We start from the raw sequence: 23594 nt of genomic DNA, 5'->3' as shown, positions 1-23594 counted from the left end.
ATTGCCTTTACTTTTTATATATGGTTATTTCATTCATAAATACAGCTGCGTACCAGTCGGGCGCACTTGGAAAACCACCGTAAACCACCGCTGTCTGCGGCCCAATTTCAAATGATTCAGTTGTAAGCGCCCCGTCTGTCCCTGTCACAAAAGCCTGCCCCCATGCATTTACAGATACGGTCTTGCTTTCCTTCACCTTAATTACCCTGCTGTTGCCATCGGTTATTTCGCTGTCTGACAGGGCATTCTGCGTGGGAAAGAAAGAAAGTGAGTCAGTACCGTCTGCTTCCACCGTAATGCCTATATATTGATTTCCTGAAGGTACTATCCCTGAATGATTATATACCGTAAAATTAACATCCTGTCCGCATCCGCCCAGTATAAACATCGCTGCGGCCGCCGCAGTTAAAAAGAGGACTTTTTTCATCTTTCCCTCCATAATTTGTATTTATTTATTACACTATAAACCAAATAATCAGTGTTTTCAACACAAATATAAAAATTACGGAGTAATTTTTATTCCGCCCAGAACTTTACCGGCAGTGAATACACCCTGCCGTCCATAGGCGGATTAACCCTTGTATGCGCCCTTTTATACTGTATTTTAAGATTCTGATTTTTTGAAATTACATAATAACCAAAAGTCCTAAAATAAGGCGCCCCCGGGTTAAAAGTATCCCTGTCATTAAAGGGCATTGTAAATTCTATCTCGCACGGTGCTTTTGCAGTTACAGAAACAGAAGTCTGTATAATGTAATCTGTTTTTCTTATAAGGTAAAACTTCCCCTGCGGCATTTCATTTGAAACAAGTGTGACATTGTCAGTTTTTAGTTTGTCAAAAACCTCCGCCGCTTCTGTCTTTTCATTAAAAAATACCTGCGTCACACCTGCTGTTTGAAGGGACGCTTCACCGGAATTTATTTCTTCATTTAATAATTCTTTCAAAGATACCGGCTGCCATTCCACGGGGCCGGTATGCCTGTCTTTATTTTCATTCGTAAAATCCATAATAACCCAGGCGCTGTTTCCTTTCAGAGGTTTTATATAATACTCTACCGCGTAATGCCCTTCATAATATATAATTCTTGCAGGAATTGTAAAACATCTTAAAAGCGCTGTTGCCGCCCTGCACTTTTCAAGCAGGTTTCCCGTTTTGCTTCTTAACGCAAAAAGCCCTGACTGATTAATTTTGTGTAAATCAGATGTCATTTCATATTTATCCGGGGCATCCTGTACAGTGGCTGTGATATACGAATAAACGGCACCGGCTATATGTACGGCATTAGCCCTGCCTTTTTCAGGTATTGAAGCCAAAATTTCTTCTCCGAACTCCTTCATTAACGTGGTGCCTTCATATGCGTAATATGGAGAAGAAAATGTGAATTCTTTTATCCTTAAGGGATATGCCGTAAACTGACGCGTTCCATAATCCAAAGTCTCTGCCGGTTTTACGCTTTTTCCCTCTATAAGATAATACACGCTGAAGGGATACTGCTGGGCTGACAGCGGAAATACCGCAGCCGTCATTAAAAAACAGGCAATTACGGCAAATCTGAATTTATTCCTGATCATTTATTATCTCCGTCTGCGAAACAACAAACAGCCCTTTTTTATCCGGCTGCAGTTTTTTTGTATCTATGTAATAGCATCTGAATATCTCTTCCCCTGTATGCGGATTATCGATGATTTCCGGTACTGCCGCCGGAAATTGGGATTTCATAGAGTCTATTATATCAGTATCAGTCGGCCTTACAATAACGCCTATTCCTTTTTTACCCTGCAGAAACGAAGGATAAATACTGTTGGTTTCATTACTTAAGTATGAAAATTTTGCCTTGTTGTATGTGGTGAATTTTAAAATAATCTTCTGTTCAAAACTGTAAAAACCATACATCTTTCTTGCTTCAGATACATAGAAATGCCAGTCCCGGGCTTTTTCATTTATAAGCCGGCTGATACCGTTGGCTTCCGGTGAATAATCCATATAAGCTGATTTTTGTGAAGGGTACACAACAAAATACTGATGTACATTTATTACAGCAATGGCAGTTATAATAATTGCCGCCGCAATATTAAACCTTAATGTTTTTTTTCCAAGCAGAAACAGGCTGGTTTCTATTTTTTTAAAAGCAATGAGGATAAGAATATAAAGGGCAGGTATCACGGAAGATGCCCTGTATGCCTGAGGCGCTTCTATTGTAATAGTCATCATACCCGGCAACAACATCAAAAAGAACCACAACAGCCACAGCGAATTCGCCCCGGCTGATGCCGCCGCTGTAAACACACCCGCCACAAGAAGTACTCCGGAAATACTATCCACCAGAGGGGCTTTATAAAGGTTATGCCTGCCGTTGTAATCGCCTTCAAAATTAAACATAAGCAGATGCAGTTTAACACTTAATAACAGCGGCTTTAAACTTCCCTTTTCTTTTATTTCCTGCGTGATATTTATGTCTTTTACACGCCTTGTGTAATCCTGCCAGTTATTTACCGCATAGGTAATAAGCGGCGCGGCAGTTATAAGCCCTATTGTACCGGCAATCATTACTTTTTTAAGGTGCTTTTTAATAAAATCTTTTTTATCTCTAAGAAACATTACAAAAAGGTGCGTGCCGGCTATTATCACCACCATATTAGCGGAAGAAAAAGAGTACAGCCCAAGCCCGGCAATGAAACCCGCCAGCGCGGCGAAGTACCATTTATTATCTTCTATCATCCGTATATAAAAATAGAAAAATAAAATTTCTATAAAAATTGCCTGCATTCCAAGAAAGGCCACCCTGGAAAAAGTAATATGCCACCGTGAAAAAGCCAGAAGCGCGGCAGCCGCAGCCGCATAACGCGCGCTGCCAAATACGCGTTTGGCAAGAAAATAAAAAGCAGGCACGCACAGCGTCCCAAGTACAACAGACACCATCTTAAGAGATAATATATCCGGACCCAATATTTTTACAAACACAGATGCAAGCCATGTGAACATGGCGGGCATCTGTGTTAATCTTGGTATGAAAACTTCCAGCCTGTTTGTAGCCAGCATTGATATTACTTCATTTCCGTTCTGGGCCTCATCAAACCACACCCCAAGCGGTATTTCATCTATTTTATATATTCTTAAGAAAAACGCCGCCGCGGTAATTACGGCAAGAAACACCATTTCATAAACAGGTTTTACCGCCTGTTCTTTGCCCTCTCTGACACCCGCGCCTTCGCGCGACGACAGAAAAACCAGGACCCCGCCTGCAATCATCATAATTGAAGCTGCGCCCGCCGTCCTTTGAATGAAGAACGAGAAAATATACTGTGCCGCGGAAATAATAAGCAGCCCCGCCCCTAAAAACATCAGTGAACGCGCCCCTTTTTTATCGCTGCCGGTTTCTTCCCCGTAATACTGAAAAAACGCAAGCGCAATAAGGTATAAAAGCACGGTTATAAATGAAAATTTTGAAGGGAAAAAGACCGGATGAATTGATATCAGAGCCACCGATAGGAAAAGAAAACTGTTCACGTAAACACTTTTAATCCTTGTCATTATTACCCCTGTTTAAAAAAGTACCGCCTGATCCGAATCCGGAAGGCTGCCCGCTAAATTATTTAACTTCATGAATTCTACCACACTTTTATTGACTTTTGTCCTTTTGACAAGGTCTTCTACGGATGTAAACTGCGACTTGTGCCTTTCAATAGAAACGCTTATGGCGACTTTCTCGCCAAGCCCCGGCACGGCAATTAAAGGCGGTAATATTTTACCTTCCTTTACAATAAAACGCGTGGGATGCGATTTATAAAGGTCAACTTTTGAAAAGACATAACCGCGGTCTTTCATTTCCACCAGTACTTCAAGCACTTTAAACCTGTCTTTTTCTTTTTTATCCGCTTCTTTCATAAACTTGGACTCGCGCAGCCGTTTTTTTACCGCTTCAAGGTCCATTGCCATAAATTCATATTCAAAACCGCCTATGTCCCTGTTAAGATAGTCGGCGTAAAAATGCTCCGGATGGTGAATCTTTATGTACGCTATTCTGAAAGACATTATGGTATATGCCACAGCGTGAGCTTTGGGGAACATGTATTTTATTTTCTTACAGGATTCAATGTACCATTCAGGCACCTTGTGTTCTTTCATGGCCTTTTCAAATTCCGGAGTAAGCCCCCTGCCTCTTCGGACACTTTCCATTATTGAAAACGCAAGCCCCTTTTCAAGCCCTTTTCTAATAAGGTATTCCATGATGTCATCCCTTGTGGAAATTACTTCCTTAAGAGTGGCGGTCTTTTTATTGATAAGTTCCTGCGCGTTTCCCACCCACACATTGGTCCCGTGTGAAAGCCCGGAGATATAAACAAGTTCCGAAAAAGTCTTTGGCTTGGTGTCATTTAACATCTGCCTTAAAAAACCGGTGCCAAATTCCGGAACACCCAGTGTGCCTATCTGACTGTCATAATTTTCAGGGTTTACATTCAGCGGTTTTAAACTGCTGAAAATCTGCATGGTTTTTTTGTCATCAATGGGTATATCAGTTACTTTAATATTTAAATCCTCGCAGATGTGTTTTAAACTTGTGGGCAATTCGTGTCCAAGGGCATCTATCTTTACAAGCGTATCATGTATAAAATGGTAATCAAAGTGCGTGGTAATGGATACCTTATCCGGCGCGTACTGCACCGGGGTAAAATCGCATATTTCCTTGTCATCGGGAACAAGCATAAGCCCGCCCGGGTGCTGTCCTGTGCCGCGCTTTACGTCTGCGCATCCCATGGCCAGCCTCATCTTTTCTGCGTTTTTAAGATTAGCTCCGGTTTTTTCTATATATTTACTCATGAAATCTTTTTTTATGGCATTCTGCTGCAGCGTGTTAATTGTACCGGCTTTAAAGACCTTTTCTTTACCGAACATATTTATAAGAAAATTGTGTATCTTTTCCTGATATTCGCCGGAAAAGTTAAGGTCTATATCCGGGACTTTATCGCCTTTAAACCCCATGAAAGTTTCAAAGGGTATATTGAAACCGTCGCGCGTCATTTCAGTTTTGCACTGCGGGCATTTTTTAGGATCCATGTCCACTCCCGCAAGTTCCGTATCTATGAATTCCATGTATTTGCATTTAGGGCAAAGGTGGTGCGCCTGCAGGGGGTTGACTTCTGATATCCCGCAAAGATACGCCACAATTGACGACCCCACAGAACCCCTTGAACCCACAATATAACCGTCCAGATTGCTGCGTTCCACCATCACTTTTGCTATCAAATAAAGCACCGCGTAATTATTACCTATGATGGATTTAAGCTCCCTGTCTATCCTTTCTTTAACTTCCGGCAGAACATTATCACCATACAGTTCACCCGCGCGGTTCCATGTGGCTTCACGTATTTTATTGTCAGCATCAGGAAGCGAAGGCGGATGAATTTTTGACGGTACCGGTTCCAAAGCAGGTTCTATCATGGCTGCAATTTTCTGCGGGGCTGTAATTACCACTTCTTTGGCAGATTCCGGCCCCAGATAAGCAAACTCTTCAAGCATTTCATCGGTGGTCCTTAAATACAGCTCCGCATCCGCCTCATCAAACCCCATTGCCAACATCAGAAATTCCCTGTAGGTGCGGTCTTTTTTATTTAAAAAGTGCACATCACAGGTGGCAGCCACAGGTTTATACATTTTCTTTCCAAGTTCCACTATGCGTTTATTTATCCTGTGAAGGTCTTCTATGGATGCCAGAGTTCCGTTTTTCAGAAGAAACATGTTATTTGTATCCGGCTGTATTTCAAAGTAATCATAACGGGCGGCTATCTCTTCTATTACTTTTTCCTGCTTCTGTTCAAGAATCGCCTGATAAAGTTCACCCAGATAACACGCCGTGCCAAGGACAAGCCCTTCCCTGTTGGCATTTAAAAGCGAACGCGGTATCCGTGGTTTTTTGTAAAAATATTCAAGGTGTGAAGCGGAAACAATTTTGTACAGGTTCTTTAAACCGGTATAATTTTTTGCAAGTATTATTATGTGCCATGGTTTATCATGTTCTTCGTCTTTGGCTTCCCTGTCATCCACAAGATACCCTTCCATGCCAAAGATAAGTTTTGTGGCGCCCCTTTTTTCAATTGCATCCAGATATCCTTCGCGCCTTGTTCTGTCTTTGGTAAAAAGGTCTTTATGCTTTTTTTCATAATAGCCGACAAGCCTGTTATACGCGTCCGGGAAAGAGTGCACCACTCCATGGTCGGTTATTGCCACCGCTGTGTGGCCCCAGTTAGCCGCGGTCTTTATGTAATCATCCAGCGCCATTAATGAATCCATTGCGCTTAATTTGGTGTGCGCGTGAAGTTCCACTCTTTTTGCCGCTGCAGTATCATGCCGCTCCGGCGCTTTAATCCGGTTTATTCTTCTTACTTTTGCGGATAATTCGCCGTCACGGTCATCATATGACACTTCCGCCGAAAGCCTTACATAAGAAAGCGTGGATAACGTATCCCTAAGCCCGTCATTTTCATCAACAAAAGCTATACATTTTAAAGTATCCGCGTCATCCGTAATATAAAACTTTACAATATATGTGCCTTTTTTATTTTTAAGTTCGCTTATTGGTTCGGCATCCGGGTCAAAAAACACCCTGCCTTCTAAAACGTATTTCCCGGCTTCTGATATTGAATTTATTAGTTTAACGGCACCCTTTACTTCTTCCGTTACAAGCACCTTGCTTTCTTTTTCCCGCTTGCCCGTTATTTTTATGGAAGCCGCCTCAGGTTCTGCCGCCGGCTGTTCCGCGGGCATCGCCGAAGTTTTAACGGAAGTAATCTCAATGTCCCTTCCGAAAAATTCCCTGATTCCTTTTCTTATAGAAGCCTGCACCCTGAAGTCGGAAAGTTTGCCGGCAATGAATTCGTTTTCGCAGATAAGTTCCAGCCCGTTTCCCGGAAATGAAGGTTTTGTACTTAAAAGCCAGGTGCGCGCCTCGTCAACCCTTTCGGCAAAAAACGCCCATAATTCCTTTATCTGTTTCTCTGTAGCGCCGCCTTCTTCAAAATTTATATTAAAAGAAGCCGGCATCTTGGCATTATTCTCTATAACGCCTTTAAGCGCGCAGAGGTACACGGCCGTCACGCCCTCTTTGATATCCAGGGTGACTTCAACCTTAAAATCACTGCCTTTGCCGTTTAATTCCACACGGTTAAATGATATTAATTCAGCTGAAGGGTCATCCTTTAGAGCAGGAAGGTTTTCATTCAGGATTCTCTTTGTTTCTTCACTGTCAATTTTAATGATATAAGCTGAAGACATATATACGACCTTTTCGTGATTGTTTTTTAGGCCTTATGCGGCTATAAACGGTTTTAAGATACCGTATACATAAATAACACAAGGCATTGTAATTTTTAAAGACATTTCATTATACAAAGCCGTTTGTTAAATGTCCATTTTTTTTGCCGAAAAAAATATAACTCATATGCTCAAATAAAAAAAGTTAATAATTTATTTTAAAATACCTTTTAACATATTTTCAGTTCCTTTTTTCTGCGCTGCTGATATTTTGCTGTTTATTTCGGATTTTACTTTTTCTATTTCCGCTTCCGCATCTTTAAGAGAAGACGCATAACCGCCCGTTTTTGAAATCAGCTGCGCTTTATATCCGTCCGCCTGCTTTAAAAGCTTATCTTTCTCTGATTTAATCGTATTTTCCACCTGATCGTTAAGACGTTTTTTCAGTTCTTCAGCTTTTTTCCCATACAGCTTTGCAGCTGCTTTTGTAAGCCGGTCTTTGATATCAGAGTTTATATCAATGCTAAGGCCGTTTACGCCGTTAATAAGCGCGAACCCGACCGCGATACCGTCAATTGAACTTAAGGCCTGATATGTAAGGTCCTTGGTGTTTCCCGCAGTGAAAACCGGATTGTTTATTTCCGCGCTTCCTTTTATTGAAATAAAGCTGTCCTTGTTTATAAGGGTTACTTTTGAACGCAGATTTCTTGATTTCATACTAACGTTTCCGTATCCGGCAGTATATTCTTCCGGCATACCGGACATAACAGCCGTAATGGAATCGTTTATCTTTTCCCTGTGATCAATTACGCCGTCCACAACTACATTTTTATTGCCTTTAACCCCGTTTAAGTTAATCCTTATCGGCATGCCGGTTATGTACTGTTCCGCGGTCAAATCTGTAATCGTCCCCGATATCCCCAACCCAGTATTTTCAGCGGAACCTCCGGATAGTGACAGTTTTTTTATCCAGAAAGAAGGGTACTGTTTGTCAGTAAATATTATGTCTGTCCCGTGCAGCCTTTTAATTTCCGCGTATTTCTTCTTCTTTTTAACCGGAATATACCTGTTGGCAAGGCGGGCCGTATCAAGCAAATTGCGTATCCTTGAATACCATACAGGGCCAATCAGCGCTTTTTCTATTTCTGAAGGGTTTAAGATGTTAATGTTCATCATCGACATGGCCCTGTTAACATCCCTTTCTTTGGCTGCTTCTATTTCATTAAGCGATGATGCCGAATACGCATAAAAACTTTCCGCCTTTATTTTTATCCCTTCAAGCTGTTTCTTTGCGTCCTGAAGTTCCGCGTACACTTTATTTAGTTCATCAAGTTTGGCTTTTGCCGCGGGAATATCTTCAACAGATGACACTTTTATCCCTTTAAGGTTTTCAGCCGCTTTTTTCATATCTTCCGCTTTTTTATTAATATCCGTTGTATTTATAGAATTCAGTATTTCGTCTTTTTTCTGTGTGATTTTTCCGCCGGCTTCATTAATCATTTTATATGATTCAAGGCTTTCTTTCGCCGCGATATTTAAGCTGTCTTTTGATTTAAATTTATCCTGAATGTCTTCCATGCTGGTTATGGGTAATTTATCGGCTATCTGCGCTTTACCCCGCTCAAAGGCTTTTACCCCAAGCCCGTGCGCGAATTCAGTTTTTTCCGCAAGCTTTGCGTCTTTTTTTTCAATTGCCCTAAGCTTTGCTTCAGACAGCTGCCCGGATATTTTTCTTGCCCCGCCTGCCGTCACACCTTCAATTAATACAGTATCTATTATGACCTTACCGCCCGGAAGCTGCGATGTCATAAGGTCAAAACCGGCGTTTTGCGCCTGAAAAAGGTTTTTCATCGGATTATTTCTGTCGGCCACTGCAATACCCTCAAGCACAACTTTGCCTTTTAATATCTGAACGTCAAGTTTTGCAATCTCTACTTTCGCCTTAAAAACTCTCTCTCCAAAATTTATAACAGTATTTTTCGCAATTAAATCAAGAAAGAAAAAACCAAAAAGTAAAGATATTACAATAAATATCGCAAGGGCAATGATGCCGTTTTTTCTGAGAAGTTTCATTCTTCACTTCCTCCTTCAAAAAAATTACCGGCTTTAAGTGCTTTGACAATGCCAAATTTCTTAATGTTTTTCTGCAGATTCTTTCTATAGTATTCAATTATTTTCATCGTCCCCATCCAGACCGGAACAATTAATAAAATACCTATTATAAAATCGCCCATAATTACCGTATTATTAAATTTTGTAAACGGGACAAGGGGCATTTCCGCCATCTTTGAAAAGACAGGCTCTAAAAACGGCACCGTCAGAACCGCCCTGCCCAACATATCACCCAAAGGGTCAATTAAAAAAGTGATAAGTTTGAATATACCGGTGAAAAGAAAAAATGCGGCGGTATTCACGTTTAAAATAAGTATCAGGAAAAAAATTATTACGGCATTAAACGGCGCCAGAAGCAGAAAACCCGCAAACATTCCAAAAACCACTCCCATTGCTATTTCTTCAGGCGCTTTATTAGAATTAATTATGGAAAGTAGTTTTGTAAATTCTGATATCATGACTCCCTCCAAAATGATATATTGCTGATAAACCAAATTTTATAACTTAAATATTTTTTTAATGTCTTTTTTCAGCCTGCTTTTTATATTTTCCTGCGCGGCGGCATATTTTATTATGGCAAGCAGATAGCCGTATTTATCCCCTGTATCGCACCTGTCGCCGTCAAATTCATCCGCTATAAGCCCTTCATTGTGCATTACCATACGCAGGGCGTCCGTTAACTGAATCTCGCCATGTTTACCGGGCTTTGTCTCTTTAATATATCCAAAAATAGAAGCCGGCAGGATATACCTTCCCACAATACCAAGATTGGAAAACGCGTCCTTAATTGCCGGTTTTTCAGCCATATCGGTAATTTTATAAACCTTATTGCCTATTTTTTCAGGTTTTATGATACCGTAAGAACTTATCATCTTTTTTTCCACCGCCTCAACGCCTATAACGTGCTTTTTATATTTTGTCATAGTGTCAATCATCTGCTTCATTACCGGAACCCCGGAAAAAACAATATCATCCGGAAGAAAAACGGCAAAACTTTCTTTTCCAACGAAATCCTTTGCATGCATAATGGCATCGCCCAGGCCTTTCGGCGTTTTTTGCGTTATAAAACTTTTTTTAAAATCTGTGGGTATCCTGTAATACTGCTTTAATATTTCAGGGCCCGCCTTTTTTTTAAGTATTTTTTCCAGTTCGGGTTTCTTTTCAAAGTACTCTTTTATACTGCCTTTACCGGCAGCGGTGATAAAAAGCACCTCTTCAATCCCCGAATTTATAGCCTCTTCAATTATAAAATGTATTGAAGGAATGTCTATTATAGGAAGCATCTCTTTAGGCACGGCTTTTGTGTAAGGCATAAAACGTGTCCCCATTCCCGCTACGGGTATTACCGCTTTTTTCACTCTCATTTAGGCACCTTTCTCAGTTTCATACAGTAACTGATTGACCTTTGCGGTCAGGAAACTTTTTATATCCGATGCTTTCTCCATTTTCAATGCAGCATCAGCCGTTTCAAGGGCGCTCTGAAACTTTATGCTGCGTATCATTTTTTTAACCGACAAAATAGAAGCGGAATTACCTGAAAGTTCATCCACCCCAAGCCCAATGAGAATAAATGCCATATACGGCTGGCCTGCCATTTCCCCGCAGACTGACACCTTAATGCCGTTTTTATGCGCACTGTCAACTGTCATCTTAATACTTCTTAAAACAGCAGGATTTAGCCCGTCATATAGATGCGCGACTGCTTCATTGCCCCTGTCCACCGCCACGGTATACTGAATAAGGTCGTTTGTGCCTATGCTGAAAAAGTCAACGTGTTTGGCAATTTCCGCGGACATTAATACCGCAGATGGGACTTCTATCATTGTACCCACTTTTATCTGTTCGTCATATACAACTTTTTTGCTTTTCAGATCAAACTTAACTTCTTCTAAAATCTTTTTTGCCTCTTCAATTTCTTCTATAACCGAAACCATAGGAAACATAATCCTGGCTTTCCCAAAAGCAGAAGCCCGAAGTATAGCCCTTAACTGCAGCCTGAAAATATTCTGATTTGCCAAAGACAGCCTTATTGCCCTTAACCCCAGAAACGGATTCTGTTCCGGCATTATCTTGAAATACGGCAGAAACTTATCCCCGCCTATATCCATTGTCCTGATTGTCACTGATTTATTCCCCATCTTGGTAATAACTGTTTTATAAGACTCAAACTGTTCTTCTTCCGACGGCAGATTCATTTTATTCATATATATAAATTCTGTCCTGAAAAGTCCGACGCCGTCAGCGTTATTTTCAAGCACAGCGCCTATTTCTTCAGGGAACTCTATATTAGCATTAAGCTCCACCTTATGTTTATCCACTGTGACAGCTTCAAGTGTTTTTAACCTTTTTAACATACGAAGTTTAAGCGTGTACTTCTTCTGTTCTTCCCTGTAAGCATTCATTACTTTTGCCCCGGGATTTACCGCTACAATGCCTTTTTCACCGTCAAGTATCAGAATATCCCCCGTGTTCAGCGTTGCCGTAATATCTCGCACACCCACCACCGCCGGGATTTCAAGGGACCTTGCCACAATGGCGGTGTGCGATGTAGCACCGCCTATTTCCGTTACAAAACCCATCACTTTACCTTTATCCATTTCCGCGGTGTCCGCAGGAGTAAGGTCATGCGCCACAACAATATATTTATCAGCCGGAGCGTCACCATCTTTGGTTTTTAATTCAGCCAGATTTTTAATAATTTTTTCAACAAGCCCGGATATGTCTCTGCCTCGTTCTTTCAGATAACTGTCGGAAATTTTATTGAAAAATTCCGCATACTCTTTTAACACCTGCATAAGCGCGTATTCCGCATTTACAGACTCTGTTTTTATTATCGTCTCTGATTTCCCGGCAAACATCCGGTCTTCAAGCAGCATAAGGTACGCGTTAAAAATATCAGCTTCGGAGTTTCCGATATCATATATGACCTTTTCCTTAATTGACATGATGTCAATCTTGGTCTTTTCAACGGCTTTTCTTAGCCGCTGAATTTCGGCTTCCACCAGCGCGGGAACTATGATTCTTTTTGTAATCTCCGCGCTCTTTTTGTTAATTACATATGCCTGCCCGATTACAATTCCCGGAGAGGCGGGTATTCCTTTATACATTATTCTTTCTCCCCAAATTTGTTTTCCACCACTTTAACAAGCTTGCCTACGGCCTCTTTTGCGTCCTGGCCTTCGGCTTTTATCTCTATTTCCATTCCCTGCGCCGCAATAAGGGTCATTAAACCCATAATGCTTTTACCATCGGCTTCCACATCGCCGTTTTTTACCTTGATAAGCGATTTGTATTTTTCCGACTCTTTTACAAAAACAGCTACCGCCCTTAAGTGGAAGCCAAGTTTGTTTATTACCTTAACTTTTTTACTGTATTCCATCACAATTCTCCCTTAAAATATGTATGCTATTATTATGCAGGCAGTCATTAAGACCATAAGTATCCTGGATACCGATACCTTGCGTTTTAAAGCCGACACCGTAATTAAAAAAACCGCGGTTAAAAGAAGGCTGTCCACAAAATGAGAAGCAATAAACTGTTCATCCGTTGCCGCGTACACGCCCGCAAACATTCCAAGAACTCCCATTCCGGTTATCTTAATGCTTCTTAATATGTCCTGAAACTTTATCTTCTGTATAAGTCCAAAAAGCTCCTGATGCTGATAATACGCTTTAAACAGAAGAAAATACTTTATTACAACCCTTGGCAGGTTATAAATAAGTAACGCCGCCGCCACAGACCAGACCCACAGCCCGGGGTGCTGCGTTCCGCCAAGCATTACTATAACCACTCCAATGAGCAGGGCAAAGGGTTTTATCCCGGACCAGAAAAGCGAATCGCCTATGGCCGCCAAGGGCCCCATTATGCCCATTTTTGTATTTTCAATTTCACGCTCTTTCGCGGCCGGATCTGTATCCGGAATATTTTCTTCCAGCCTGGCTATTACTCCAAGCGCCGCGGAACTGAAAAAAATATGGGTATTAAAAAAACCTATATGCCTTTTCATCGCGGCAGCCATTGCCGGTGTGCCCTTTCCATAAATTTTATTAAGTATGTTCATAATGGAAAAAAGAAATCCGGCATTCTGCAGCCTTTCAAAATTCCAGGAAGCCTGAAGAAAGTTAAGTTTAAATCCGCTGTATAACAAATCTAAAGCACTTATTTTTTTCATACTATTTTTCCTTTTTTTCCCCAGACAGAATTATAAACCACAAACACAGAAGCGGTTAAAACTGCTGCCAGAAAAAGAAATACATCCGGCTTACGGAATGAAAAAATTACATACGTTAACGCAAACACACCCGCAAAAAGCCCTTCCCCTGTTTTTGTCCTGAACATATCAAAAACCACCGCAATTCCCAGCGCCGGCATTGCCCAGAAGGCATAACCGAAAGCATCAATAATCTGATCCGGCAGTGTTATATAAATGGCATTTGCCAGGTAAACTCCCACCGTAAAGACAACCGCATACACTAGAAAATCCCTTAACAATTTCGCGGTAATTGCGGCTGCCTGTATCATTGATACAAAAGACTGCCTTCCCGCTTTTATCTTGTCTTCAAAAAGGTGCATTATTTTTGTATTGAATTTTCTGTTCCATACATCCATAAGGCCTACAAAATACCCTATCCCTGCCGCGCTTATAAGGGCAAACATAAGCACGGGAGCTTTAGTATCAGCCTGTATCTGCTGCCCCATAGACGAAGCCAATACCGTTGCCGACATGGCAATTGCCGATGCCGAAGGAGGTACATACGCACCTACAGGGGGCGCGTTAATCCAAAGCAGCTGTACTATGGCTCCCATAAGGACGCCTGTATAAATATCACCATTAAAGATAAAACCTATTAAAGCCCCTGCAAATATCGGCTGGGAAACAAGTGTCATCCCTACAAAATAATTATCTATTTCCAGTATTGCTGCCGCAAGTGCCGCCAGCAAAACCACATAGATATTAATATTTGTCAGAAAATACTGCAGTTCCATCAGATAATCACCATCATTTTAAAAATTTCTCCTTTATCGCCTTGAAAATATCCTTCTTTGAATCAGTAGGTACCATTCTTACTTCAAGGCCCACTCCCAGCTGATTTATACGCTGAAAAGCAGCCACATCGTCGCCGTCCACAAAAATAGCGTCATAAAGCTGTATCTTAGTCTCTGAAAAATGCATTCCGCCAATATTTACTTCCCCGATTTTTCCGCCGGCCTCAATTACTCCGCAGATATCTTTTGGGCTTTTCACCAGTATAATCGCCTTATCGTCATCAAATTCCCTGTTTTTTATCTTTATTGCAGCCTCTTTAACGCTGATAATGGACAGGTTAATTTCCGTCGGCGTAGCCATACGGAAAAGAAACTTCTGCATGTCATTGTTAACCACATCATCATTAACAACAATTATATGGTCGGCCTTTAAAGACTGCGCCCAGCCCACAACCACCTGGCCGTGTATTAATCTGTCATCAATCCTTGTAAGCAGAATCGGCATATAATAATTTACCTTTTCCCAATCATTGTTTTCACGTCTATTATCAGCCTGTCTTTTTTTGAAAATATCATTTCGGTTATTTCTGCGGAACTTTTTTCAATATGATTCATGGCCTCTACCACCATCGGCATATTCACACCGGTTATTATTTTTATTTTTGGATCAGCATTATAAAGTGAAAAAGCCGCGTTCATGGGTGTACCGCCAAACATGTCCGCCATTATTACCACGCCTTTTCCATCATCATTCTTTTCCACAGCATCCTTCATTTTAGCGGTAAAAGTTTCAAGAGTATCGCTTTTTAAAAGCGTAAGCGCCGTCACTTTTTCTTTCTGCCCCACTATCATAAAAATAGTTTCTTTAAGGCTTTCCGCAAAAGTATAGTGTGTTGCAATTATTATTCCCGCCATTTCCAGCTCCCTTTGCCCGTCACGCTTTAAATTATAAGCAGTTTCATTATAAGTCTGCCTAAAAGGTCTTCCGCGTGGCGTATATAATCACCGTCATTAAAAAGTTTACCTTCAACAACTTTAACACCAAGCCTGTTTATTTCTTCCCTGTCAATCCTGACAGGATATGAATTTTCCCTTGCGTACCTTGAAAGAATATCCTGCTTTGCTTCTTTATTATTAGCAACCACGTAATCTATGACTTTACATCCCGTATGTTTTATTACAGCTTTTAAATGGTCGGACACGGTAAAATTATCCGTTTCCCCGGGCTGTGTCATAATATTGCATACGTATATTTTTGCCGCTTTCTTATTTGAAATAATAGCTTCTTTTATTCCGGGAACCAGCAGGTTAGGAATGACACTGGTAAAAAGGCTGCCCGGCCCCATTACTATTACATCTGCTTTTTTTATTTCTTCCAGAGCATCCGGATTTGCCTTACAGTCTTCCGGCATTATGAAAAGCTTTTCTATGACGCCTTTTGCTTCAGGGATATGCGATTCTCCCAGAATAAGCCTTCCATCCTGCATTTTTGCCTGAAGCGACATATTGTCAAAAGATACCGGCAGTACCTTGCCGTTAATGGCCAGTACTTTCGAACTTTCTTCAACACCCTTTGAAAAATCACCTGCCACATGCGTCATGGCAGTGATGAAAATATTTCCAAAACTGTGGCCGGCAAGGTCTTCTCCCTTGTCAAACCTGTACTGAAAAAGTTTCCCTAAAAGCGTTTCCTGGTCGGCAAGCGCCACGATACAGTTTCTGATATCGCCCGGCGGTATTATCTGGTAGTCTTTTCTTAACCTTCCCGAAGAACCGCCATCATCCGCCACTGTTACTATCGCGGAAAGATTGGAAGTATATTTTTTTAAGGCCCGCAGCGAATTTGGAAGTCCGGTTCCTCCGCCTATTGCCACTATCCTTGGGCCGCGCCTAAGTTTCGCCTTTCTGTATGCCATATTGATAAAATCTTTTTCTCTATTGGGGACATACATGGCCAGCACCGAATAGTATGCCCGCCTTACTGCCATTGAAACTCCGGCAAATGCCAGAAGTATTATTGCAACATCAATAAACTTTAACCGCTGAAGTTTGTAGAAAAAAGCGTCAAAATTAATACCGGTTTCTATCCTGAAATTTCTTACCATTGAACCTAACTGCCCGGAAAAACCCACAGCAAGCACTATTAAACTTAATATAAGAAGAAAAACCCACCTTTTTATCCTTATTCCAGGGTAGAGCCACTTATCAAATCTAGACATCCCTTTTTCCCTTCCCCATGTACATCATTATTTTTTCATTAAGTTCTTTTGCCGGGTTGTGGCCTTTCTGCCTTAACCTTTGATTCATGGCAGCCACTTCCACAATTATACTTAATGTTCTTCCCGGCTTTACCGGAAGGACTATTTTTGGCACCTGTACTCCAAGTATATCCTGCATGTGTTCCTCTATTCCAAGCCTTTCATAATCCTTGCCTTTTTCCCATTCTTCAAGATGAAGCACAAGTTCCACTTTCTGATAATCCCTGACCGCGCCCACGCCAAAAAGGGTCCGAACGTCTATTATTCCCACTCCTCTTATTTCCATATGGTGCTGAACAACACTCATGCCCCTTGCTTCAAGTTCGCCTTCTCCCAGCCTTGTGACTTCTATAAGATCGTCAGCGACAAGCCTGTGCCCTCTTTTTACCAGTTCTAATGTTACTTCACTTTTCCCTATACCGCTCTTGCCGGTTATAAGAACCCCAAGCCCGTACACATCCACAAAAGTTCCATGCATGGTAATTTTTGGAGCCAGTTTTTTTTCAAGATATATCATGGTGGCGCTTATGATTTTTGTCGTAAAAAGGGAAGTTTCAAAAACCGGCGTCTTATACTTTTTTGCAAGCAGCAGAAAACCGGAAGGCGCCTTTAAATTTCTTGAAATTATTATACAGGGGACATTCTGCTTGAATATTTCACCCATAACCCTGTCCGCTTTCACGCTTCCAAGTTTTTTTATATAGGTAAATTCCGTCTTTCCAAAAACCTGAATACGTTCATACGGAAAATATCCAAAAAAACCGGCCAAAGCAAGCCCCGGCCGGTTTATGTCTGATACCACTATTTTTTTTTTATCAAGATATTCTTCGCCCGCTAAAATATTAAGGCGGAATTTTTCATTATTATCTTCAAAGAACTCCTTGACGGTTATAAAATCCATCCATTACCTCCTAAGGAGCCGCACATCACTGTTTTGTCTTTTCTTCCTCTTCAATTATCTGAATAACCGCTTCTTTATCAACAGCATCAAGTATTTTTTTTCTGTAATACTTGTTCTTAAGAAAGTTGCTTACCCTTGCCAGCGCCTTAAGCATTACGCCCGCCGCGCCTTCAGGAGCAAGAAGAAGGAAGAATATATGTACCGGTTCGCCGTCAAGGGCGTCAAATTCCACGCCATTTTTAGAAATAGCAAACGCGCCGATAAGTTCCTTTACTCCTTTTGTCTTGCTGTGAGGTATTGCAATTCCCTGTCCAACGCCCGTGCTGCCAAGTTCTTCCCTTTCAAGCAGGGACTCTATAGTTACGTCCTTGTCAATAATGGCGTTTTTCTTTTTAAGGATTTCTACAATTTCCTCAATTGCTTCTTTTTTGTTTTTAGCCTTAAGGTTAAGTTCAATGCTGTCCTTTTCAAGAAAATCAAGAATTCTCATATTAATTCCACCTCTATCAGTATTTGGATATGGTCAAACCGAATTTTTTATCTTTTCTTTTTCTTATCAGGCATACCTTGTTAAAATCTACGTTGAAGAAAACCAGCATTTTTTCAGGGGCTATTTCAGCTTCTTCCATTGCTTCTTCCGTATTCATGGGCTTTGCCGCCATTAAATCTTCTTCCACCACTTCGTTGTAGCGGTCATTGCTTGCCTTTCCGGACACCGGCACATTTGCAAGTATCTTTTCAATACCCGGGCGTTTTCCGCCTTTAACCGGCTTTACAATCTTATCCTTGTGCTTTTTAATCTGGGTGATAAGCTTGGTTTCCAGCATATCAAGGGATGTGTACATATCCTTTGATGTAACCTTAGCCGTAAAATTGTGTTTATTTCCATTCAGTATTGCTTCTGCTGAATGTATGTATTTATCAACAGAAATCACGATATGAAGCTTGCCGTTATCCTTAAAATCAAAATATTCTTCCACTTTTTTGAATCTTTTCTTTGCGTAATCTGTAATGCCTTTGGTCAGATCAAGATGCCTTCCCGTAATGTTTATCTCCACGGTATGTCCTCCTTATATAATAATAACTTTAAAATATCATATTAACCACTTAATGTCAATTCAGTAAAATATAAACCATAAAAATTTACCTGCCGTTAAAAACACAAACGCAGTGTTTTGAACCGAATATACCGCATTACGGCACAAAATTCAGTCTATTGCCTTTTTCTGGAAGAGGCCGGCAGTATTTCCAGCTGTTCCCTGTACTTGGAAACTGTCCTTCTTGCTATATTTATCCCGCTCTCTTTAAGTTTTTCTTCTATCTGCGTGTCAGTCAGCGGTGAAGAAACATCTTCCGCGTCTATCATTGCCCTTATTTTGCCCTTAACACTGTCAGATGAAACATCGCCGTCTGCGCCTTTTAATTTGCTGGAGAAAAAGTCTTTCAAAGGCTTAATACCGCCCGGCAGCTGGATATATTTCCTTGAAACAATCCTGCTTATGGTGGATTCATGCACGCCTATTTCATCCGCCACTTCTTTTAAAGTCAGCGGTTTTAATCCCGTTTCTTCATTCTTCATATAATAATCCTGTATCTGCAGAATTTTTTCCACCACAGTCTTTATGGTTTTGTTTCTTTCATCCCACGAATTCTTAAGCGTTTTAAGGTTTTCCTCGTACTTTTTGGCAAAGGGCTTTGTTTCCTTGTTACTTTTATACAGTTCAAGCTGTTCTTTATTTACCACCAGCTGCGGAAATTCGCCAAAAATGTGCACGTGGTATTTCCCTTCTTCATCCTCGTCCACTATTATATCCGGTATTATATAGTTTTTTACATCACCGGAAAACTGATGCCCCGGATAAGGTGAAAGAAGCTTTATTTCCTCTTCCGCTTTTTTTATGTTTTCCTCGCTTGTTTTGTAGATTGACGCCAGTTTTTCAAACTGCTGCCTTGATAACAGTTCAAAGTTTTCTTCAATTATCTTGTATGCAAGTGAATCTTTCATTTTCTTTTCTTTAAGCTGCATCAGAAGGCTTTCTTTTACATTTCTTGCCCCTACGCCTGTCGGTTCAAACTTCTGAATTATCTGAATCGCGCAGGCTATTATTTCCGGGCTTAAGCCGGTCTCGCCGGCAATGCGGCTGTCTTCAATTTCAAGAAAACCTCTGTCATCTATCATGGATATCACATTAAAGACTGCCTGATAAATATCTTCTTCAAGATCCATCGTGTTTAACTGGCGGATAAGCACAGAATTAAGGTCTTTGTCCCGGTCGTCAGTAAGGCTGTCATACCTGTAGTCATTTACTTTACCGGCATCAGGATTGTATTCAGTTTCAGGCCGCTCCCGCCACCCCGAATCTTCAATTTCACCGGTAGAATTATCAATACTTTTTAAATCATTTACTTCAGCGTTTTTTTCTTTCCAGCCGGTATTTTCCTGTTCCCCAAATGTATTATCATAATTATTATAGTCTATCTCTTCCATGTTGGATTTTTCGCCGATTTTAACATCTTCTGTCTTGTTTTTTTCTATGGCGGTTGTTTCCGGATTTATGTCCTCTTTAAAAATGACATCGTCAAGTATGGGATTTTCCTGCAGCTCTTTATTAAGGATTTCCCTTAATTCCATGTATGAACCCTGAAGGACTTCCAGCCTTAGCCGCATTTCAGGCGTCAGCTTAAGCTGCTGCTTTAATTCATGGCTTAAATGCAGATGGTTGGATGGGCGCATCTATTTACCCCGGTCCTGCCGATTTATTAAGGTTATTTCCGTGCTGTCTTCCTTAAAGACGCGGCAGCAATAATCTTAACTGCATCAGCTGCTATAAAAGGAAGGATTCCCGCGGCAAGCGCGCCTTTTATTCCCATTCCATATACAAATGCAAGATGCGCTGCTCCCATTAAGTATATTATTGCCATACCCGCTGAAAACACAGCTGCCATTCCTGCAAAACCGTACTTTTCCATTGAAGGTTTCATAAGGCTCATGACAATTCCTGCCGCGATAAATCCGGCTAAATAACCGGCTGTCGGCCCTACAAGAGCCATGGCTCCTGTCAATCCGGCGGCAAACACAGGCGCACCGATGATTCCGGCAAGAATGTATATTGCCTGAGAAATTCCAAGTTCTTTAAGATTAAGGTAATATACCGCCATAAAAAGCGCAAATGTCTGAAGTGTAAAAGGCACCGGTGAGAAAGGCGTGTGTATTCTTATTAACGAAGACGCGAACATTACAAAAGAAAAGAACAATATCATTAAAATACTTTTTGTTGTACCGGATACAGCTATTTCTTTGTTTAAGACCGCTGAAATACTTTTCATTTTTCACCTCTGAATGATTATTTGATAGTAAAATTTTATATTACATGCGGTACAAAGTCAAGGTCTATTGCGGTTAAAACTGTCAAAAATTTATCTGTACACGTATACCTTATTAACATTCCTTATTACCCTTCCGGTATTTGCATCTTTATATGTTATTACCGCAAGATATATCCCCGCAGACACCCTGGCTCCGGATATTGTCTTCATATCCCATTCAAAACTCAGTGAATCCGGGCTGTAATTACGTATTATTTCCCCTTTAATATTGTATATTTTTACCTTTATCCATTCAGCATCCATAACTGTTCCGGTAAACCTGATATTATTCTTATCATAATATATATACAGAGCCAGAATTCCCGGCCCATTTTCAAGAATGACCGAGAATGTTTTTGTCAGTACATACTCATTTCCGCTGTTATCAACAGAAATGATTCTTGCAATATAATTACCTGTTGACGCCGAAATACCGTCTTTATCTTTTCCATCCCAAATTCCTATCAGCCTTCCTTTGCTTTCACGGAATTCAAGCAGTGAAGTGCCTTTATTTACAAAGGGATCCTGTGAGAGATAGCTTTGATGTACCGCTTCGTCATTTTCCTGTTCAATAAGCGTTGATACAAGCCTTCCGCTGCTGTCGTAGACTGTAATTTTCACTTTATAAGCAAGTATTATAACAGGGGTGACTGTAGGCGTAATACTGCACGTTGCCGTATATGATATTGCCGGAGTATTAGAAACTGTCGGTGTTGCAGTCTGTGTAACAGTAGCCGTTATTGTGCCCGTTACAGTAAGCGTATCAGCCGGAGTATCCGTTGATGACTGCGTAACCGTAAAGGTAACTGACGGCGTGGCTGTTTCAGTAACGGTCTGTGTTTCAGTTCCGGTTATTGTCTGTGTTGCCGTCTGAGTATCTGTTAAAGTCGGTAAGCCGGTATGTGTCTCTGTAATTGTTTCGGAAATTGTCTGTGTTGCCGTCTCTGTAGCAGTCCTGGTCATCGTCTCTGTTACTGTCTGAGTAGCTGTCTCAGTCATTGTTTCTGTAAGTGTCGGAGTAGCTGTCTGAGTACTTGTTTCCGTTGCAGTTTCAGTCATTGTCTCTGCTGCAGTTTCAGTAGTTGTCTGTGTGGCTGTTTCTGTAATAGTATCAGTTGCTGTCTGTGTTGTTGTTTCGGTTATAGTCTGTGTTGTTGTTTCGGTTATAGTCTCTGTTGTTGTTTGAGTTGTTGTTTGAGTTGTTGTTTGAGTTGTTGTCTCAGTCATTGTCTCGGTTACTGTCTGTGATGCTGTTTCTGTTGTAGTCTCAGTTACAGTTTCCGTACCTGTCTCTGTGACGGTCTCTGTTGCAGTTTCCGTGGCTGTCCGGGTTATTGTTTCTGTTGTGGTCTGCGTATTTGTCTCAGTCATTGTCTCGGTTACTGTCTGCGACGCTGTCTCGGTTACAGTTTCTGTGCCTGTTTCTGTAATGGTCTCTGTTACAGTTTCAGTAGCTGTCTGTGTGGCTGTCTCTGTTACAGACGCAGTGGTTGTTTCAGTAGCAGTCTCTGTCACAGTCGTAGTGGTTGTTTCTGTCATAGTCTCAGTAGTTGTCTGCGATACAGTTTCAGTTATCGTTTCGGTTGCCGTCTTAGTAGTTGTCTCTGTTACAGACGCAGTGGATGTTCCGGTAATAGTTTCCGTTACAGTCTGCGTGGCAGTTTCGGTCATTGTCTCTGTTGCTGTTTCCGTAACTGTCTCCGTTGCCGTCTGAGTAGTTGTCTCTGTCATTGTTTCAGTTGCTGTCTGTGTTGCGGTTTCTGTAGTAGTTTCAGTTATAGTTTCTGTTGCTGTCTGTGAGATTGTATCTGTTACAGTCTGCGTAGCAGTTTCTGTCATTGTCTCTGTTGCTGTTTCCGTAACTGTCTCTGTTGCCGTCCGAGTAGTTGTCTCTGTCATTGTCTCAGTTGCTGTCTGTGTGGTTGTCTCGGTTACAGACACAGTGGATGTTCCCGTAATAGTCTGTGTCACAGTCGGAGTGGCTGTTTCCGTCATAGTTTCAGTAGTTGTCTGTGATACCGTTTCAGTTATCGTTTCGGTTGCCGTCTTAGTAGTTGTCTCTGTCATTGTCTCGGTAACAGTATCCGTGGTTGTCTCGGTTATTGTTTCTGTTGCTGTCTGCGTATTTGTTTCAGTCATCGTCTCTGTTACTGTCTGTGATGCTGTTTCTGTTACCGTTTCTGTTGCCGTCTGAGTAGTTGTCTCTGTCATTGTCCCGGTTACAGTTTTTGTGGTTGTCTCGGTTATTGTTTCTGTTACAGATGCAGTGGATGTTTGTGTAATAGTCTCTGTCACAGTCGGAGTGGCTGTTTCTGTAATAGTCTCAGTTGCCGTCCGAGTAGTTGTTTCCGTCATAGTTTCAGTAGTTGTCTGTGATGCCGTTTCAGTTATCGTTTCGGTTGCCGTCTGTGTAGCTGTTTCTGTTATAGTCTCAGTTACAGTTTCCGTACCGGTCTCTGTTGCAGTTTCCGTAGTTGTTTCAGTCATAGTCTCTGTTGCGGTCTGCGTATTTGTCTCAGTCATTGTCCCGGTAACAGTTTCCGTGATTGTTTCGGTTATAGTCTCTGTAGCAGTTTGTGTATTCGTTTCAGTTATAGTTTCTGTTGCTGTCTGTGTGGTTGTCTCTGTTACAGATACAGTGGATGTTTCTGTAATAGTCTCTGTCACAGTCGGAGTGGTTGTTTCTGTCATAGTCTCAGTTGCCGTCCGAGTAGTTGTTTCC

20 protein-coding genes are annotated in these 23594 nt (G+C 41.3%); all 20 read right to left on the bottom strand.

Annotated elements, in window-relative coordinates:
• Positions 1–7: 7 nt before the first annotated feature.
• On the bottom strand, positions 8–427 hold the full coding sequence (locus tag CVV21_11655; protein ID PKL90684.1) for a hypothetical protein: 420 nt from the start codon (positions 425–427) through the stop codon (positions 8–10).
• 89 nt (positions 428–516) lie between these two features.
• Positions 517–1572, bottom strand: a complete 1056-nt coding sequence (locus CVV21_11650; protein ID PKL90683.1) for a hypothetical protein — start codon at positions 1570–1572, stop codon at positions 517–519.
• Positions 1559–3532: a hypothetical protein gene (locus CVV21_11645; protein ID PKL90682.1), complete on the bottom strand. Its 1974-nt coding sequence runs from the start codon at positions 3530–3532 to the stop codon at positions 1559–1561. Before CVV21_11645 ends, CVV21_11650 begins: the two co-directional genes overlap by 14 nt.
• 12 nt (positions 3533–3544) lie before the next feature.
• Positions 3545–7270, bottom strand: a complete 3726-nt coding sequence (locus tag CVV21_11640) for a PolC-type DNA polymerase III (protein PKL90681.1) — start codon at positions 7268–7270, stop codon at positions 3545–3547.
• Between the two features lie 192 nt (positions 7271–7462).
• Positions 7463–9322 carry a hypothetical protein gene (locus tag CVV21_11635; protein ID PKL90680.1) on the bottom strand — a complete coding sequence of 620 codons (1860 nt, stop codon included), beginning with the start codon at positions 9320–9322 and terminating at the stop codon, positions 7463–7465.
• Complete coding sequence (locus CVV21_11630) at positions 9319–9819, bottom strand: hypothetical protein (protein PKL90679.1); 501 nt, start codon at positions 9817–9819, stop codon at positions 9319–9321. The genes CVV21_11635 and CVV21_11630 overlap by 4 nt, the downstream gene beginning before the upstream one ends.
• Positions 9820–9858: 39 nt before the next feature.
• Positions 9859–10725 (bottom strand): UTP--glucose-1-phosphate uridylyltransferase, encoded by an 867-nt coding sequence (locus CVV21_11625; GenBank protein ID PKL90678.1) that lies wholly within the window; start codon positions 10723–10725, stop codon positions 9859–9861.
• A complete protein-coding gene (ptsP, locus tag CVV21_11620) occupies positions 10726–12468 on the bottom strand; it encodes a phosphoenolpyruvate--protein phosphotransferase (GenBank protein ID PKL90677.1) in 1743 nt (580 codons plus the stop codon).
• A complete protein-coding gene (locus CVV21_11615) occupies positions 12468–12740 on the bottom strand; it encodes an HPr family phosphocarrier protein (GenBank protein PKL90676.1) in 273 nt (90 codons plus the stop codon). The genes ptsP and CVV21_11615 overlap by 1 nt, the downstream gene beginning before the upstream one ends.
• 12 nt (positions 12741–12752) lie before the next feature.
• Entirely contained in the window at positions 12753–13532 is a 780-nt protein-coding gene (locus tag CVV21_11610; protein ID PKL90675.1) for a hypothetical protein, read from the bottom strand.
• A complete protein-coding gene (locus CVV21_11605) occupies positions 13529–14347 on the bottom strand; it encodes a hypothetical protein (protein ID PKL90674.1) in 819 nt (272 codons plus the stop codon). The genes CVV21_11610 and CVV21_11605 overlap by 4 nt, the downstream gene beginning before the upstream one ends.
• A 13-nt stretch (positions 14348–14360) precedes the next feature.
• Positions 14361–14852, bottom strand: a complete 492-nt coding sequence (locus tag CVV21_11600) for a PTS fructose transporter subunit IIB (GenBank protein PKL90673.1) — start codon at positions 14850–14852, stop codon at positions 14361–14363.
• Positions 14853–14860: 8 nt separating this feature from the next.
• A complete protein-coding gene (locus CVV21_11595) occupies positions 14861–15262 on the bottom strand; it encodes a PTS mannose transporter subunit IID (GenBank protein PKL90672.1) in 402 nt (133 codons plus the stop codon).
• A 26-nt stretch (positions 15263–15288) separates the two neighbouring features.
• Positions 15289–16566: a hypothetical protein gene (locus CVV21_11590; GenBank protein PKL90671.1), complete on the bottom strand. Its 1278-nt coding sequence runs from the start codon at positions 16564–16566 to the stop codon at positions 15289–15291.
• The gene (gene hprK / locus CVV21_11585) at positions 16559–17506 is read right to left on the bottom strand and encodes an HPr(Ser) kinase/phosphatase (GenBank protein ID PKL90670.1); all 948 of its coding nucleotides are present in this window, start codon (positions 17504–17506) and stop codon (positions 16559–16561) included. Before hprK ends, CVV21_11590 begins: the two co-directional genes overlap by 8 nt.
• A gap of 25 nt (positions 17507–17531) precedes the next feature.
• Positions 17532–17996, bottom strand: a complete 465-nt coding sequence (locus CVV21_11580; GenBank protein PKL90669.1) for a hypothetical protein — start codon at positions 17994–17996, stop codon at positions 17532–17534.
• Between the two features lie 16 nt (positions 17997–18012).
• On the bottom strand, positions 18013–18564 hold the full coding sequence (raiA, locus tag CVV21_11575; GenBank protein PKL90668.1) for a ribosomal subunit interface protein: 552 nt from the start codon (positions 18562–18564) through the stop codon (positions 18013–18015).
• Between the two features lie 155 nt (positions 18565–18719).
• Entirely contained in the window at positions 18720–20240 is a 1521-nt protein-coding gene (rpoN, locus tag CVV21_11570; protein ID PKL90667.1) for an RNA polymerase sigma-54 factor, read from the bottom strand.
• Positions 20241–20272: 32 nt separating this feature from the next.
• Positions 20273–20833: a biotin transporter BioY gene (locus tag CVV21_11565; GenBank protein ID PKL90666.1), complete on the bottom strand. Its 561-nt coding sequence runs from the start codon at positions 20831–20833 to the stop codon at positions 20273–20275.
• A 90-nt stretch (positions 20834–20923) separates the two neighbouring features.
• Entirely contained in the window at positions 20924–23563 is a 2640-nt protein-coding gene (locus tag CVV21_11560; protein ID PKL90665.1) for a hypothetical protein, read from the bottom strand.
• Between the last annotated feature and the right edge of the window lie 31 nt (positions 23564–23594).

The sequence above is a fragment of the Candidatus Goldiibacteriota bacterium HGW-Goldbacteria-1 genome, from assembly GCA_002839855.1.
In the GTDB taxonomy this organism is placed as follows: Bacteria; Oederibacteriota; PGYV01; order PGYV01; family PGYV01; genus PGYV01.
The sequence above is the reverse complement of the archived record's forward strand: the minus strand, read 5'-3'. Positions and strand labels throughout refer to the sequence as shown.